Source organism: Arthrobacter sp. M71 S08 (genome assembly GCF_059089725.1).
Window position 1 is genome coordinate 146,976 of the sequence record NZ_JBNHEY010000001.1, and the last position, 15,484, is coordinate 162,459.

Below are 15,484 nucleotides of genomic sequence, written 5' to 3' on the forward strand. Positions count from 1 at the left end.
GGTGTGGCCGGTGATGTCCCGGGTGTCACTTTGTCTCCTCCGGGTGTGCGAAGTCGGATTCCCAGTTGTCCTTGGCCGCCTGGTCCTCGGTGACGGCCGTGGTACCGGGCACCGCCCGGTTCAGGTGCAGGAATTCGAGGTGGGTTTCGTAGTGGTCCAGGACATCGGTGATGACCTGTTCCTTGCTATAGCCGGCGAGATCGTAGCTGTGGCTGCCCTCGAGGGAGAAGACCTCCATCCGGTAGTACTTCGGTTCGAGCCCGGCATTTCCGGGCGCGTAGGACGGGGTGTCGTACTGGACCGGGTAGATCTGGTATTTGAACGGGCGCTCGTCACAGAGCCTCACCAGCAGGTCGACGTGGCGGATGCCGCAGGTCTCAACGATGCCCGTTGTCAGGCTCACGTTGGCGTCCTGTGCCTTCAGTTCGTCGTGCACCTCCTGCAGCGCGGGCAGGGCCACGGTGTCCACGAATCGGTTCGCCTGCTTCGGCCCCGGGTAGGTCATGGCGCGGTTGAGGCGCTGCCGCCAGGTGCGCGACGACGATCCGTCCGCGCTGTGCCCGGAGATGATCCCCGGCAGGCTCGCGCGGTAGCTGTCGGCCAGCGAGTTCTCCACGCGGAGGGCCTTGTAGAGGCCCAGCATGATGAACAGCAGCAGGATCGAGAGCGGTAGACCCATGATGATCGTCGCGTTTTGCAGCGTCGTCACACCGCCGACGGTCAGCATGGCGAGCGTCAGGAGACCGGTTACCAGGGCCCAGAAGACGCGCAGCCACTTGGGTCCGTCGGCGTTGGCGTCCTTCAGATGGCTCGTGAAGTTGGCCATGACGAGGGCACCTGAATCGGCGGAGGTGACGTAGAAGAGCAACCCGGTGAAGGTAGCCACGCCGATGATCAGCGGCGCCGCGGGGTACTGCTCGAGGAGCCCATAGAACGCCCGCTCCGGCTGGGCCATCGCAGTCTCCCCGAAGGCGGCATTACCGTTCAGCACGATGTCGAGGGCGCTGTTGCCGAAGATTGAGATGAACACCAGGATGAACGCGAAGGGGACCATGAGTGTGCCCAGCACGAACTGGCGGATGGTGCGGCCGCGGGAGATGCGCGCGAGGAAGAGCCCGACGAAGGGCGCCCAGGCAATCCACCAGGCCCAGAAGAAGAGTGTCCAGCCCTGCAGCCAGTCACCGGGCCGGTCATAGGCGAAGGCATCCAGCGTCATGGCCGGGAACCGGCTGAGCACGTCGCCGGTGTTCTGAATGATCCCGTCCAACAGGAAGCTGGTCTTGCCTGTGATGAGGATGAACACCATCAGGGCGAGGGCAAGGACCACGTTCAGCTCGGCAAGCCGGCGGATTCCCTTTTCGACGCCGGAGAGCACGGAAGCGGTGGCCATCACAACGGCCACGACAATCAGTCCGACCTGCACGGCGACGTTCTCGGGCAAGCCGAACATGAGGCTGAGTCCGTAGTTAAGCTGCACGACGCCGATGCCGAGGGAGGTGGCGATGCCGAAGATGGTCCCGAGCAGGGCTGCGATGTCCACGCCGTCGCCGAGCGGACCGTTGATTTTCTTGCCGAAGATGGGGTACAGCGCGCTGCGGATACTCAGGGGAAGATTATGCCGGTAGGCGAAGTAACCCAGGGCCAGTCCCATGAGCGCGTACAGGGCCCAGCCCGTGATTCCGTAGTGGAACAGGGTGAGGACCATGGCCTGCCGGGCCGCTTCGACGGTGCTGCCGTCACCCTGCGGGGGAGCCAGATACTGGGTTACGGGTTCGGACACCGAGAAGAACATCAGGTCGATGCCGATGCCCGCTGCGAAGAGCATCGACGCCCAGGTGAACATGCTGAACTGCGGCTTGGAGTGGTCCGGGCCGAGCTTCGTCTTGCCCACCCGGGTCAGGGCGATGACCAGAACGAACACCACCACGGCGGTAACGATCAGGAAGTAGTACCAGCCCATGTTGGTGGACACCCAGGTGACCATGGACCCAATCAGGGCCTCGGCGCCTGCGGCGTCGCTGATGGCCCAGATGGCGATCGCGAGGATTCCGGTGGCCGATCCGATGAAGACGGTCCAATTGACGCGGGTTCGAGGCGCGGGAGTCGTGTCACCGCCTCCAGCAACTGTTGCGGGCGGAGCATCGGCTATCTGGCTCATATCGTCCCTCTCATTGTGCACCGCACACCATGGCGGTGTATCGTCTGGGCGGAAATGGCGCGGGCCAAACCCCGACCCGGGCAGACGATGGCAACTACGGACATTCGTCGTGGGCTATCAACGCAGCCGAACTCCTCCATGCCGCTTGAATCAATACTCTTGTTGCGTTCCAATATCTGGACTCCTAAGTCAGAAAGCACGATGGTGATTACCCGTGACCGCCATTGGACGCGGGTGTGATCAACGGCAGGGCAGCGATTGTGGACCCCCGGCCGTTTCCCCCAAGTGTTTTTGCCTAGTGTGGCTGTTGCCTATGCCTGTTGTCCCGTGAGAGGAGCCCAATTGACTCCGCTAGGTGTGGCGTAGGTCATATTACGAGATTAGTGCACTTTGAACATGTGTTCAAGACCTCTGAATAACGAATGTTCAAGAATAATCCCCTTCGCTCGGTGGACCCCTGGCTGATGCGGAAAGACCCGGTGGAGGAGGCATGAGGCACCCCTCCACCGGGTTGACCTAACCGACTCGGAGCCCGCTGTGGCGCGCTGACAGTTAGGCCAGGGCCGCGCTGAGCTCCGCCTCCGCCGTCGTTGTTTCGCTGGTTCGACTGGCGCGGATGAGGTCCGCGCAGCGCTCCCCGATCATCATGACGGTGATGTTCGGGTTCACAGTGACGTGTTCAGGCATAACAGAAGCGTCGGCGACTCGCAGTCCGGTGACGCCCTTGACCCGCAGTTCGGGGTCGAGCGGCGACATCTCGTCGTCGGCCGGCCCCATCCGGACGGTGCCCACGGGGTGGTAGACGGTGTTGTGCGTCTTGCGGATGTAGTCCTGCAGTTCCTCGTCGGTCTGCGCTGCGATACCGGGCGAGAGCTCCCGTCCGGTCCAATCCGACATGGCGGGCTGGGCCGCGATTTCGCGGGCCTTGCGGATACCGGCGACCATGACGCGCATGTCGTGGCCCTCCGGATCGGTGAAGTACCGCGGATCCACCATCGGCTTGTCGCGGAAGTCCCGGCTGCGCAGCCGGACGGTGCCGCGGGAGCGGGCGTGCGTGACGTTCGGGGTGAGGCTGAAGCCGTTCTCCGTGGTCGGGTAGCCGTACCGCAGGGTGTTCATGTCGAACGGGACCGAGCCGTAGTGCATCATCAGGTCCGGGCGGTCCAGACCTTCCTCGGTGGGTGTGAAGATGCCGATCTCCCACCACTGCGTCGAAGTCTGTGCCATCGGCTGCTTGGCCTCGAACTGCACGACGCCTTCGGGGTGGTCCTGCAGATGCTCGCCGACGCCGGGGGAGTCAGCCAGCACCTCGATGCCGTGCCCGGCTAGGTGCTCGGCGGGGCCGATGCCGGAGAGCATGAGCAGCTTCGGCGAGTCGATGGCGCCGGTGGACAGGACCACCTCGCAACGCGCGGAGAGCCGGTGAGTCCGGCCGAACGCCGAGTCCACGACATCGACGCCGGTGCAGCGCTTGTCAGCGTCGAACACCAGTTGGCGGGCGCGCAGGCCGGTCAGCAGTGTGAAGTTCTCGCGCTCAATAATCGGGTGGATGTAGGAGACCGAGCTGGAGGAGCGGGTGCCGTCCGCACGGCGGTTGATCTGGAAGAAGTTCGCGCCGTTGATCACCGTGGTGCCGGTGTTGAACTTGGCACGGGGAATGCCGGCCTGTTCACAGGCATCCAGGAGCGCGACGCCGGTGGGGTCCGCCGGGGGCACGTTCATCAGGTGCACGGGTCCTGAGTCTCCGTGGTGCGGCGCCTCGGGGCCGGCGTCGTCGTTGGTTTCCAGCCGCTTGTACAGCGGCCAGGCGGACTCAGCGTTCCAGCCGGTGGCGCCGTACTTGGACTCCCACTCGTCCAGGTCTTCCCGCGGCGCCCAGAAGGCGATGCAGGAGTTGTGGCTGGAGCAGCCACCCATGACTTTGGCACGGGAGTGGCGCATGAAGGAGTTGCCGTTCTCCTGCGGTTCGATCGGGTAGTCCCAGTCGTAGCCGGACTCGAGCAGCTCCATCCAGCGGTCAAGCTGCAGCACCTCGGGCACGCCGCGGTCATCCGGGCCGGCTTCCACCAGGGCCACGGACACGGCCGGGTCCTCGCTCAGCCTGGCGGCGACTGCGGCACCGGCGGATCCGCCGCCGATGACGATGTAGTCGAACTCTCGGTCGTTGAGATTCTCGACGTTGTCGATATGCATCTAGTTCTCCTTGCCGTGGTCAGCGAACCAGCCCGTCACATGCGGGCCGGTGTTCTGGTAGATGTGCTTGGATTCCTGGTACTCGGCCAGGCCGGTCGGCCCGAGCTCGCGACCGACGCCGGACTGGCCGAAGCCACCCCACTCGGCCTGCGGAAGGTAGGGGTGGTAGTCGTTGATCCAGACGGTGCCGTGCCGCAGCCGGCCCGCTACACGCTGCGCCTTGCCGGCGTCCTGGGTCCAGACCGCTCCGGCCAACCCGTAGATGGTGTCGTTGGCGGTTGCAACCGCTTCGTCCTCAGTGCGGAAGGTCTCAACGGTCACTACGGGACCGAAGGCTTCATCGACGACGACCGACATCCCCTTCTGCACGCGGTCCAGGACGGTCGGCTGGTAGTAGAAACCGGCGTCGTACTGCTCTCCTTCAGGCGCCGCGCCGCCGCACCGCAGCCGTGCGCCCTCCTCCACTCCGCGCTGGACGTAGGTGTGCACCTTTTCGCGGTGGGCCGCGGAGATCAGCGGTCCGGTCTCGGCGGCTTCATCGAACGGGCCGCCGATCCGGATGCCCTCAGCGCGGCGGACGAGCTCGTCGACGAAGCGCTCGGCGATCGATTCCTCAACCACCAGCCGCGCCCCGGCGGAGCAGACCTGCCCGGAGTGCACAAACGCCCCGTTCAGCGCATTGTCGACGGCGGCGTCGAAGTCCGCGTCGGCGAAGACCACGTTGGGGTTCTTGCCGCCGAGCTCCAGCGCCACCTTCTTCACGGTGCCGGCGGCAGCCGCGGCGATGCGCTTGCCGGTTTCCAGTCCGCCGGTGAAAGAGACCAGGTCGACGTCGCTGTGTTCCGAGAGCGGCGCGCCCGCCTCCGCGCCGGCGCCGGTCACGAGGTTCGCGACGCCGTCCGGCAGGCCCAGGTCCTGCAGCAGCTGCATGGTCAGGATCGCGGTGGACGGGGTCAGTTCGGAGGGCTTGAGGACGAAGGTGCAACCCGCGGCCAATGCGGGCGCGATCTTCCACGCCGCTTGAAGCAGGGGATAGTTCCAGGGCGTGATCAGGCCGCACACACCGACCGGCTCGTAGACAATCCTGCTAACGACGGCGGGGTCCCCGGCGTCGACCACGCGGCCCGACTGCTGCCCTGCGAGCCTTCCGAAATATTCGAAGCAGGCGGCGATGTCGTCTATGTCGATCCGGCTTTCGATGATCCGTTTCCCGGTATCCAGCGATTCGGCGCGGGCAAATTTCTCGCGGCGGTCGCGCAGTTCCGCGGCGACCTTGAGGAGGAAGGCGCCGCGCTCGGGAGCCGGGACCGAGGACCAGACACCGGAATCGAAGGCTGCACGGGCCGCAGCGATGGCGCGCTCAGCGTCTTCCCTGCCTGCCTCGGAGACCGTGGCGACCAGTTCGCCGTCGGCCGGGTTGCGAATTTCACGCACCGCGCTGGACGCGGCCGGCTCCCACGAGCCGTTGATGAACAGGGTGGATGCGGTATCCGTCTTGGTTCTGGACTGTGTGGCGTAAGTCATACAGTCCAGATTAGGGGATATTGAACAAACGTTCAAGAGATAATCTGAACGAATGTTCAATGACAGTCACGAAGCCGCTTGCGCGGATGCGGCAGGCTTTAGGACTCAGGACTCTTCGGACTCGCCCAGGCCGCGCTCGTTCTTGCGCGGAGGGGCGAAGGCGATGTCCTCTGTGTGGGCAATGTTCCTCTGGATTGATGCCTTATCCACGCCGAGGAGAGCGGTTAGCCACATGCCGTTCTGCACGACGACGATGTCCGCTGCCCGCTCTCTGCACTCATCGCGGGAAAGCTCGGGATTGGCGTTCCCTATCAGCGTCGCGAGACCATCGAGGTACCGCTCGAACGCCTCCGCGTTGATCTGGGCGAAGTCTTCGCTGGCCTGGGCGAGAGCCCAAAGGTGGAGACGGAGAGACAAGTATCGTGTGGTCAGGAGTTCCGCGCCCGCAACGCGCCGGAGGGACTTGCGGAGCTGTTCGTCCGGGGGCGAATCAGGGTCGGGCTCGACCAGCATGAGGTCGTGCTCGTCGATTCGATGCAAGGCGGCACGGATCAGGCAGGACTTGTCTTCGTAGTAATAGTTAACGAGCCCCAGTGCTACGCCGGCTTCGCGCGCCACGGCACGCATGTTCACACCTGAGATGCCGTGGCGCGACAGCAGATCCATCGCCGCTTCGAGAATGCGCGACTGCCTGTCGATCTGTTCGCCGGATTTAACGGTGCTTGTACCCACTTGGCCAGACTATTGTGAAACGCCGATGAGTGCATCTCGCAACCAATTAAGGAAGGTCGCGGTCGGGCAATGCTGCCTACGAGGGTCAATACCGGTCGGTCCCTGTCCAGTCCAGCCAGTCGACGGCCTCCTGCACGATGGCCAGAGGGACCGCGTGTTGTCCCTGAAACTCCCGGTACCTGATGTCGTAGCCATCTGCTCTGAGGGCAGGCACGAGCCGACGGCTGGTGCGGTCAATCGGCAGGACGTGGTCGGCATCGCCGTGCGAAACGAAAAGGCGGGGTTTGCCGTTACGCGGCACGGAAGGCGTGAAACCCGGCGAGAATGCCACGATGTTGGAAAAGAGGTCCCCGTTGGCCAGACCCAGTGCCAGCGCGAAGGAGGCGCCGTCGGAGAAGCCTGCTACCGCGATACGGTCCGGATCTACGGAAACCAGCGTGAAAATCCGTTCCAGGGCCCGATTGATCACCTGGACATCAGGGCCGAAGCTGCCTCGAACGCCGTCCCAGGTGGAGTCCCTCGACGACGGCGCTGCCATCACGATCCCACTCGTCTCAGCAAGGTCGCCCAGCAGGGAAAGGCCTCCCGCGGCTTCACCCCCGGCGCCGTGCAACAGGAGAATGAGCGGGGCGGGCTGTCCGGGCTCCAGACCGGGCGGGATGTAGAGCAACGTGTCCCGTACAGTTTCCAGGCCCAGAACCTGCTGCCCGGGAACCGGTGCCTGGCTTGGTTTCCCGTGGGGCCTGGCACTCAAGAGAGTGGAATTCAATGATGTTTTCCGGGGACGGTCCATCTCTATGGGTCCTTGGCGTCGGTCGCGTCGCGGCTATCCCGCGAGCAGTTCCTTGATGTCATCGGCCGTGAGCGCGGAGCTGAAGACGGCGTCGTCGTCCATAACTGAGCTGAACAGCTTGGCCTTCTGCTCCTTCAGCTTCATCACTTTCTCCTCGATGGTGTCTGTGGAGACCATCCGGTAAACCATCACGTTCTTGGTTTGACCGATGCGGTGCGTCCGGTCAACCGCTTGGGATTCGCTGGCAGGGTTCCACCACGGGTCCAGCAGGAAGCAGTAGTCGGCTTCCGTCAGGTTGAGTCCGAAGCCGCCTGCTTTGAGGCTGATCAGAAAGACAGGTGCGGTGCCGTTCTTGAAGGAATCGATGACCTCACCGCGCTTCCTGGTGGAGCCGTCGAGGTATGCGAATTCGACGCCCTGCTGCTCCAGCCGAGCGGCCGCGAGCTTGAGGTAGGACGTGAACTGGCTGAACACCAGGGCACGGTGGCCCTCAGCGAGGACGTCCTCCAGCTGCTCGAACAGGACGTCGAGCTTCGCCGATGGCACTCCCTCATACTCAGGCTCCACCAGTGAGGCATCGAGGCTGAGCATCCGGAGGAGGGTCAGCGAACGGAACACGATCATCCGGTTCCGGTCCAGGTCATCGATCAAACCGAGCAGCTTCTGCCGCTCGCGCTGCAGGTGCGTCTGGTAGATCTTGCGGTGCCGTGGATGGAGCTCGACGGACAGCACCTGCTCCTGCTTGGGCGGCAGGTCTGATGCGACGGCCTCCTTGGTGCGCCGCATCATCAGCGGCCGAATCCGGCGACGCAGCCGCTGCAGGCGCTCCGTGCTGCCCTGCTTCTCGATCGGCGTGCGGTACTCCTCGGTGAAAGCGCGCGACGACGGGAACAGCCCGGGAGCGGTGATGTTGAACATTGCCCACAGTTCCATGAGGTTGTTCTCCATCGGGGTACCCGTGATGGCCAGCTTGAACGGTGCATCCAGGTCCTTGGCGCAGCGGTGGACCTTGGCCGCATGGTTTTTCACGAACTGCGCCTCATCCAGGATGAGCCCTGCCCATTCCTGCTTGCCGTAGGCGTCATTGTCCAGCCGGAAGAGGGCATAGGAGGTGATGACGACGTCGGCGCCCTCCACCTGCTCGGCCACCGGCGTACCGCTCTTGGCCTGCGTGTCAGCGATACCCCGCACCGTCAGGCCGGGGGCGAAGCGCTGCGCTTCAGCTATCCAGTTCGGCACCACGGAGGTAGGCGCGACAACGAGGAAGGGCCGCTGCTCGCCGTGGTTCTTCGCGTGCACCAGCAGTGCGAGTGTCTGCAGGGTTTTGCCGAGGCCCATGTCATCGGCGAGTACACCTCCCAGGCCGTGGCTCCAAAGGAACGCGAGCCAGTTGAAGCCGTCCACCTGGTAGGGACGCAGCGTGGCGTGGAGTCCTTCCGGGGGCGGAATCTGTTCCACCTCGGTCAGCCCCAGCAGGCCGTTGACCGCCGATTGCCAGGCCTGGGCCTGTTCCGTCTCCTCGGCCAGGTCCTCGAACTCAGCCCACAGGCCGGCCTGGTAGCGGCTGATCCGCAGGCCGGTTTCCCATTCGTTGAGCATCCGCGCTTCATCGATGAGCTCACGAAGCTGGTCGAAGATGGGCTGGTTGAGGGACAGATAACTGTTGTCCACCAGTTTGATCCGGTTGTTGCCCTTGGCCAAAGCGGTGAAGATGTGGTCGAACGGGATTTTGCGGCCCTGCACCGTGACGAGCACGCCGAGATCGAACCAATCGCGGTCTTCCGTGTCCACCGTGGTGATCAGGAGCTGCGGGGTTTCGGTAAGTTCCTCGAACGTCGGCTTGCTGCCCACCACGTCCACGCGCACCGCGTCGAGGCGCTCCAGACGGGGGAGGACCGTCTCCGTGAAGTCCACCATTTCCATGCCGGTGTAGACACGGTCCTTCACCATGCGCCCGCCCAGGGCTTCCCGCGCAGCCTGCAGGGCGGAGGTTTCGGCTGCGGTGTCACGGTAGCCGCCGTCGTCGTCGGTGTTTTTCAGCGGTTTGCGGGTTTCGGTGTTGCCGGTCTGGTACGCCCAGCCCCAGTGGAGATCCAGCTGGTCGTCGTCGAAGGTGGCAGTGAGGACCAGGGCCGGCGGGATGATTTCCGGGAAGACAACGGAGCCGTCGCTGCTGACGACGTCAATGGACTGGATGAGCCGGGGGTAGAAGCCCGCGAGGAACTCCTGCTTCTCCGTCTCCGGAATGCGAACGGGCCGCGTGCGCTCGAGGAGTTCGCGGTTGTGGTCTGTGAGCTTCCGGGTGGTGGGGGCCAGCGTGATGAGGCCGTCCTCCGACGCGGTGTACACCCCGTGGTTGGAAATGACATGCGCCGAGTCCGGAGGGTGGTTTTCGCCGTCGATGTTGATGGCCGGGCAGAGCTGGATCGCGCCGTCGACGGTGGTGGCATCGAGCAGCAGCACCGCCTGGGAAGCGAGCTGAACCGTCACGCTCTTTTTCGACCCGACAAAGGCGATTCCGAGCCGCTGCGCCTCCTGCAGCAGCTGCCAGAGCAGGGGGTTGCTGAAATCGTCCAGATACAGCCAGGAGTCGTTATTGCCGAAGTATGTGACGCCGGTTCCGCGGTGCAGCGCCGGGAACTGGGCGAACCAGCGGTGCTGATCGGAGTCCAGTTTCAGCCCGTACGTCTGGTAGCTGATGTTTCCCCACGCCAGGTTGTTCTTGACCCAGTTGCCCTTGGCATTCCGGATGACCGGGCGGACTCCGAGCTTGAACCCGCGGTAGGCGCGCCGCTGGTCCCATTTGGCTCCCGTGGTGGGGCGCAACTCGAACTGCAGACCCAGCGCGGTGTGCGGGACGGTGGCCAGCGCGCCGTCGTCGTGCTCGTGGGTTGAAAGCAAGCCTGAGAGCGATTCCTGCCACCCCGCTGGACGAGCGGGGGACAACGGTGCCGTCAGCTCCTGGTTGGAGCGGAGATTCTCCATATTGGAGCGGAGCGCGACGGCAGCAACATGCTTGCAGTCCAGCCCCACCGGACACGAGCACACACTGTCGCGAAGGTGGTACCGGCCGTCACCTTTCCGGGCCAGATACAGCCGCGTACGGTACGGCGCCGGTGAGCTGCCCATGACCCGTGCGTGCACGGTTTTGGACTCCGGTTCGAAGGTGAGCCCCTGCACCAGGGACTCCTTGGCATAGCCCTGCCCCCGCTGAAAAGCGGCACCGCCCACCATGCGAATGATGTCCGCGACATCAATCATGGGATACGGGGATTCGGGCATGAATTCATGCTCTCACGCGCTCCTGACAGACTGGATCCATGCGGCTATTCACCGTCGGGCACGGGACAGCGGACCGGGAACAATTCAGCGCTTTGCTCCATGGCGCCGACCTTCAGGTGCTGGCGGATGCCCGCCGCTTCCCGGGCAGCCGCCGCAACCTCGACACCCGCAAGGAAGCCCTCGAGGAGTGGTTGCCGTCCGAGGGTATCGACTATGTGTGGCTTGAGGACCTGGGTGGCCGCCGTCGTCGTGCTGCGGATGAACCGGAAACGGATGCGTGGTGGCGGGTGGCACAGTTCCGCGCCTATGCGGCCTATACCCGCACCAGGGAATTCGAGACAGCGCTGGCGGACCTGCGGGCCCTCGCGGCGCAGCGTTCCACCGCGATCATGTGCAGCGAGAGCGTCTGGTGGCGGTGCCATCGGCGGATTGTTGCGGACGTGCTGGTCCTGCTCCATGGGTTCGAGGTCCATCACCTCATGCATGACGGCCGATTGACGCCGCACGAGCCGTCCGCCGGCGCCCGGGTTGGGGACGGCGGGGTGTACTGGGATGTGCAGGACTAGCCGGCCAGCCCGGTTCCGAGTTTCTTCAGCAGCTTCGCGAGCGTGCGCATTTCGTTCGCGGAAAGCCCGGCCAGTAATTCTTCTTCGGTAGCCAGGTGGGTGGGAAGGGTTGCATCGACGATGTCCCGTCCCGTCCCGGTGAGAGTCACTTCAGTCCCGCGTCCATCGACGCTGCTCTTCTCGCGCGTGATGAGCCCACGTTCCTCGAGTCTGTTCAGGCGCTGCGCAACGGCGCTTGAGGTAATCATTGCGCTCGCCGCCAGGTCCTTGGGACTGAGGGTGAAGGGGGAACCGCTCCGCCGCAGGGTGGCGAGCACGTCGAAGGATCCGGAGTCCAGCCCGTGCCGTCCGAAGTTCTCCTCAAGCCTTCGCTCCACCTGTTGCGAGGCGCGGGAGAGCCGCCCGATCACGTGCATGGGGGAGACATCGAGGTCCGGCCGTTCCCGCTGCCACTGCTCCACGATGTCATCGACATGGTCATTCATGGGTCCACTCTAGACAATTTACTAAGCGCTTAGCTAGAATCGCTAAGTGCTTAGCAAAACAAGTTGGACTCTCATCCTCACAGCCATGGCGCCCATGGTGTGGGGCAGCACCTATCTGGTGACCGTTTCCCTGCTGCCGCCGGCTCTTCCCCTGACCGCCACCGTGCTTCGGGCGCTCCCGGCAGGTTTGCTGCTCCTGCTGGTGGTCCGGCGGCTTCCGTGCGGTTCATGGTGGTGGAAGGCATTGGTGCTCGGTGGTCTGAACATCGGGGTGTTCTTCGCCCTGCTCTTCATCGCGGCGTACCGGTTGCCGGGAGGGATTGCTGCGACCGTGGGTGCCGTGCAGCCACTCATCGTGGCCGGGCTGGCAACGTGGGTGCTTAAGGACCGGCTGTCGATGAAGGTGGTGCTTTCGGGCGTCACCGGAGCTACCGGCGTCGCGCTCCTGGTTCTCCAATCCCAGGCCCGTCTGGACGGTGTGGGGGTGCTGGCAGCACTCGGCGGTGCTGTATCCATGGCCACCGGCGTCGTGCTCGCCAAAAAGTGGGGCAGGGCTGAGAAGCCGCTGACCATGACCGCCTGGCAGCTGGTGGCCGGCGGCCTCCTCCTGGTCCCGCTGATGTTGGTGGTGGAGGGTCCGCCGCCGGCACTGTCCTTGGCGAACCTCGGCGGCTATCTCTACCTCTCGATTGTCGGCACGGCGGTGGCTTACGTGCTGTGGTTCCGCGGCATCCAGCGCCTGCCCGTCACGGCGCCGTCGTTCCTGGGACTGCTCAGTCCAGTGGTGGCCGCGCTCCTGGGCTGGCTCGCGCTGGGAGAGCAGTTGTCACTGTTGCAGGGAATAGGGGGCCTTCTGGTTCTCGGTTCCATCCTCGCCGTGAGTGTGCGCCCGCGGTTCAGGCTTCGACGGACGCCGGCGCCGGGCGTCGGTCAGCCCGCCGCAGTCTGTGTCCGGCCGGCGCTGCGATAGATTTGAAGGACCGCAACCCCTTGACCAGGAGACACCCATGACCCCTCGTATCCTCTTCCGCAGCGTCGCCGTCGCGGAGGCGCTCACGTGGGCCCTTCTGCTGGCGGGCATGTACCTGAAGTATGTAGCCCAAACCACGGATGTACTGGTGTCCGTCGGTGGTGCGCTCCACGGGTTCGTATTCCTCACGTACCTGGTCAGCACCGCGTTCGTCTGGGTCAACCAGCGATGGAGCGCAGGCACGGGCATTCTTGGACTGCTTGCTGGTGTGATTCCCTTCGCGACCGTGCTCTTTGACTGGCAGCTCGAGCGCCGCGGAAAGCTCGACGGCGGATGGCGCCTTGCGGCCGGAAAGGACCGGCCTTCCGGTCCGGTCGAGAATCTGCAGGCGTGGGTGCTGCGCAACCCGCTCACGGCGTCTCTGGTGGCGATCGCCGGCATCAGCGTTGTGTTTGCGGCGCTCCTGATCGCCGGTCCGCCCGTTCAGGTCGGCTGACACAGCGGTCAGTCAGGAAGCCCTGCACTCCTCGAGGAGTTCCTGCCTGTCCACGGGATCGAGTTGGCTTCCGGAGAGGGCGCGGGCGACGCGCTGTCGCTGCTCCCGGATCTCCTTGCCGTACCGACGCGAGGTGTCGCTCTGTTCTGCCTCTGCCAGCAGCTCCACCAGACGGCGGGCGACACGCGGATCATCCATGCCGTAGGTGCAGATCTGGGAAACCACCAGCTCCAGCAGCATGGTGAAGGTCCGCCTCGGAAGGAACACCCGTACGCGTCCGTGGCCATCGGTCATCACCCGGTGTCCCTTGCCCTCCCGGGCAAGCCTGGTCAGGCCGGCCGAAAGGTGGCCCAGTGCGTGCACGCAGGTCGTTGGATCATTGACGCTGGGTGAGATCGCCCGCACCGCGACGTCGAGAAGCTGCTGCAGTGGGAAGCCGATGTCCTGCACCGAGTTTCGTTCGAATCCGACCGAGATCGCCTCTGTGACCGCGTGCTGCAGTTCCTCCTTTTCCTCCGTACTCCAGATGTTCGCCGAAGCGCCATCGAATTTCCACACTCGGGCGAACGGTATCCCCTCGACAAGGAATTCACCCGGCGGCTCTTGAAGAGCAATGACTGCGTCGAAGCGCTCCGCAACCTTCAGCAATGACGGTTCGTTAGCCTGCACCATGAATCCGGAGCTCCTTGCCTGGACCTCCAGTGCGCCGACCGGTGAAGCGAACTCGTGAGGGAACGGCTCGGAGTCCGCTCCCTCATCACCCACCGTAGACAGGAACTCGTCCCGAACGTTCACCAGCATCCGTTCCACCCGCAGCTGTCGGGAAAGGTGGCCGAGGAACAGGACGAGTACGATGACGGTTGCCAGCGACAGCAGGAAGGACAGCGTCACCGCGATCTCCGGTACGAATGACGACCCTCCGTTCTCGTCCTCGTCCCGAATCGTCCGCAGAACCGTCAAGGCGAAGGCGAATGTCGACAGGAAAAGCGCGAGGGTGTTGTGGACGAACTTGTCGCTGGTGAAGGTGCGCAGCAGGCGCGGCGAGTACTGGCTGCTGGCTAGTTGAAGGGTCACAACCGTCAATGAGAAGGTGAGCGAAGTGACGGTAATTGTTGAGGCAGCAATGGCTTCCATCAGTGACCGGGCAGCTGAGGGGCCTCCGCCGAACAACAGTCCGGACAGGGCGGGGGGCATGTCATCGGTGAGTTGGAGGTCCAGCCACGTCAGGAACTGGGCGAGCACCACGGAGCTGAGCACCGCTATAAGGGGCACGGGCCACAGCTGCGTCCGCACGTAGTCGCGGATGACCCGCGGAGTGAGGTTCTTTGCGATGTGCCGAGATGACTTACTGCGTCCCATTGCTGAACACTAACAAGGACCAGGCGTGTCGGCTTGCACAGAAATACCAAGCCTGCTTATCATTTTCGGGTGCTTCAAACTTCAACAAGTCCCCGGGCGATAGCTCGATACGATGGCGGTTTCGGCATCGCCGAAGAGCTGAAAGAGTCGGCCCGCCGCATCCGCGATCTGGAGCGGGTGCGAGACCAGCTTGCGCGGACGCTGCTGGATGTCCAGCAGGCCTGTGGGGCTGCCAAGGACCCGGACCATGCCCAACGACTGCTCTCTGCAGCCGTCGGCGATCTTGAGGAAATAGACTCCAGGCTCTTCGAGGCGAGGACCTTTCACTCAGGGGCGAATTGCGAAGGCCTGCTCGCGGGCTGACTACCCGCCGGTTGTGGCGTCGTGCCCGCTCAACTCATGATGCGGCTGGTCACCAGGGATCATACGCAGGCTGGGCCGCTGGTCATCCGGGTCGGGGACCCCGCCGAGGCCCCGGATGTGAGCGATCAATTCCTGGCGCAGGACTGCGTCTGATCCGTCGGGAGCCTGTGCCTGCGCGTCCAGCAGGGCCTGTGCCCTCCGCAGGGTAGCTTCCCCTACCGGGGTGAGACTGAGAATGAAGACGCGTCGATCGTCGTCGCTCCGTGTCCGGAGGATCAGGCCACGGGTCGCCAGCCTTTCGAGAAGCTTTCCGGCGGTCTGCGCCTGGACCCGTAGTTCCCGGGCCAGCTCAACCTGGGTGATGGAATTGTTCCGGCCCAGGACTCGAAGCGTCAGGAGCCCGGCGTGTGTTGTTCCCAGCTCGCGCAACAGTTCGTTTTCGCGGTTGGCGCTGAGCCTGGCGGCCGTATTGAGAAGCCGGTTCGTCGGCCACTGCGCGATATCCATGATGTTTATCTCTTCCGGTCGCCGTGCACGAACCCTGTGACTGGTTGTGCTTTGTT

13 protein-coding genes are annotated in these 15,484 nt (G+C 64.2%); 4 read left to right on the top strand and 9 right to left on the bottom strand.

Annotated elements, in window-relative coordinates; all coding sequences use genetic code 11:
• Positions 1–25 precede the first annotated feature (25 nt).
• The 6 genes from betT to AC5RTB_RS00765 all read right to left on the bottom strand — a co-directional run bounded on the left by betT (position 26) and on the right by AC5RTB_RS00765 (position 10,682).
• Positions 26–2,158 (bottom strand): choline BCCT transporter BetT, encoded by a 2,133-nt coding sequence (gene betT, locus AC5RTB_RS00740; RefSeq protein WP_494059155.1) that lies wholly within the window; start codon positions 2,156–2,158, stop codon positions 26–28.
• 552 nt (positions 2,159–2,710) lie between these two features.
• The gene (locus AC5RTB_RS00745) at positions 2,711–4,351 is read right to left on the bottom strand and encodes a GMC family oxidoreductase (protein ID WP_494059156.1); all 1,641 of its coding nucleotides are present in this window, start codon (positions 4,349–4,351) and stop codon (positions 2,711–2,713) included.
• Positions 4,352–5,875 carry an aldehyde dehydrogenase family protein gene (locus AC5RTB_RS00750; RefSeq protein WP_494059157.1) on the bottom strand — a complete coding sequence of 508 codons (1,524 nt, stop codon included), beginning with the start codon at positions 5,873–5,875 and terminating at the stop codon, positions 4,352–4,354.
• A gap of 105 nt (positions 5,876–5,980) precedes the next feature.
• The gene (locus AC5RTB_RS00755) at positions 5,981–6,607 is read right to left on the bottom strand and encodes a TetR/AcrR family transcriptional regulator (RefSeq protein ID WP_494059158.1); all 627 of its coding nucleotides are present in this window, start codon (positions 6,605–6,607) and stop codon (positions 5,981–5,983) included.
• A gap of 85 nt (positions 6,608–6,692) precedes the next feature.
• Entirely contained in the window at positions 6,693–7,361 is a 669-nt protein-coding gene (locus tag AC5RTB_RS00760) for an alpha/beta hydrolase (protein WP_494059159.1), read from the bottom strand.
• 72 nt (positions 7,362–7,433) lie between these two features.
• Positions 7,434–10,682, bottom strand: coding sequence for a DEAD/DEAH box helicase (locus tag AC5RTB_RS00765; RefSeq protein ID WP_494059160.1), 3,249 nt, complete (start codon positions 10,680–10,682; stop codon positions 7,434–7,436).
• A gap of 38 nt (positions 10,683–10,720) precedes the next feature.
• On the opposite strand from AC5RTB_RS00765, the gene AC5RTB_RS00770 reads away from it, so the two are divergent.
• Complete coding sequence (locus tag AC5RTB_RS00770; protein WP_494059161.1) at positions 10,721–11,248, top strand: DUF488 domain-containing protein; 528 nt, start codon at positions 10,721–10,723, stop codon at positions 11,246–11,248.
• Here AC5RTB_RS00770 and AC5RTB_RS00775 read toward each other — a convergent pair.
• The gene (locus AC5RTB_RS00775) at positions 11,245–11,733 is read right to left on the bottom strand and encodes a MarR family winged helix-turn-helix transcriptional regulator (RefSeq protein ID WP_494059162.1); all 489 of its coding nucleotides are present in this window, start codon (positions 11,731–11,733) and stop codon (positions 11,245–11,247) included. The genes AC5RTB_RS00770 and AC5RTB_RS00775 overlap by 4 nt on opposite strands.
• Positions 11,734–11,779: 46 nt before the next feature.
• Between AC5RTB_RS00775 and AC5RTB_RS00780 the strand changes: the two genes are divergently transcribed.
• The gene (locus tag AC5RTB_RS00780; RefSeq protein WP_494059163.1) at positions 11,780–12,703 is read left to right on the top strand and encodes an EamA family transporter; all 924 of its coding nucleotides are present in this window, start codon (positions 11,780–11,782) and stop codon (positions 12,701–12,703) included.
• Between the two features lie 37 nt (positions 12,704–12,740).
• The gene (locus tag AC5RTB_RS00785) at positions 12,741–13,199 is read left to right on the top strand and encodes a DUF3817 domain-containing protein (protein ID WP_494059164.1); all 459 of its coding nucleotides are present in this window, start codon (positions 12,741–12,743) and stop codon (positions 13,197–13,199) included.
• A 12-nt stretch (positions 13,200–13,211) separates the two neighbouring features.
• Here AC5RTB_RS00785 and AC5RTB_RS00790 read toward each other — a convergent pair whose 3' ends face one another.
• Complete coding sequence (locus AC5RTB_RS00790; protein WP_494059165.1) at positions 13,212–14,558, bottom strand: DUF2254 domain-containing protein; 1,347 nt, start codon at positions 14,556–14,558, stop codon at positions 13,212–13,214.
• A 69-nt stretch (positions 14,559–14,627) separates the two neighbouring features.
• Here AC5RTB_RS00790 and AC5RTB_RS00795 point away from each other — a divergent pair, with 69 nt between their 5' ends.
• Positions 14,628–14,921 carry a hypothetical protein gene (locus AC5RTB_RS00795; protein WP_494059166.1) on the top strand — a complete coding sequence of 98 codons (294 nt, stop codon included), beginning with the start codon at positions 14,628–14,630 and terminating at the stop codon, positions 14,919–14,921.
• Here the strand turns inward: AC5RTB_RS00795 and AC5RTB_RS00800 are convergent, their stop codons facing one another.
• Positions 14,922–15,428 (bottom strand): MarR family winged helix-turn-helix transcriptional regulator, encoded by a 507-nt coding sequence (locus AC5RTB_RS00800; RefSeq protein ID WP_494059167.1) that lies wholly within the window; start codon positions 15,426–15,428, stop codon positions 14,922–14,924. It lies immediately after the preceding gene.
• Positions 15,429–15,484 lie beyond the last annotated feature (56 nt).

Excerpts from the sequence above, each read along its gene's own strand:
- betT (WP_494059155.1), bottom strand. The coding sequence starts at position 2,158 with ATGAGCCAGATAGCCGATGCTCCGCCCGCAACAGTTGCTGGAGGCGGT.
- AC5RTB_RS00745 (WP_494059156.1), bottom strand. The coding sequence starts at position 4,351 with ATGCATATCGACAACGTCGAGAATCTCAACGACCGAGAGTTCGACTAC.
- AC5RTB_RS00750 (WP_494059157.1), bottom strand. The coding sequence starts at position 5,875 with ATGACTTACGCCACACAGTCCAGAACCAAGACGGATACCGCATCCACC.
- AC5RTB_RS00765 (WP_494059160.1), bottom strand. The coding sequence starts at position 10,682 with ATGCCCGAATCCCCGTATCCCATGATTGATGTCGCGGACATCATTCGC.
- AC5RTB_RS00770 (WP_494059161.1), top strand. The coding sequence starts at position 10,721 with ATGCGGCTATTCACCGTCGGGCACGGGACAGCGGACCGGGAACAATTC.
- AC5RTB_RS00775 (WP_494059162.1), bottom strand. The coding sequence starts at position 11,733 with ATGAATGACCATGTCGATGACATCGTGGAGCAGTGGCAGCGGGAACGG.
- AC5RTB_RS00785 (WP_494059164.1), top strand. The coding sequence starts at position 12,741 with ATGACCCCTCGTATCCTCTTCCGCAGCGTCGCCGTCGCGGAGGCGCTC.
- AC5RTB_RS00790 (WP_494059165.1), bottom strand. The coding sequence starts at position 14,558 with ATGGGACGCAGTAAGTCATCTCGGCACATCGCAAAGAACCTCACTCCG.
- AC5RTB_RS00800 (WP_494059167.1), bottom strand. The coding sequence starts at position 15,428 with ATGGATATCGCGCAGTGGCCGACGAACCGGCTTCTCAATACGGCCGCC.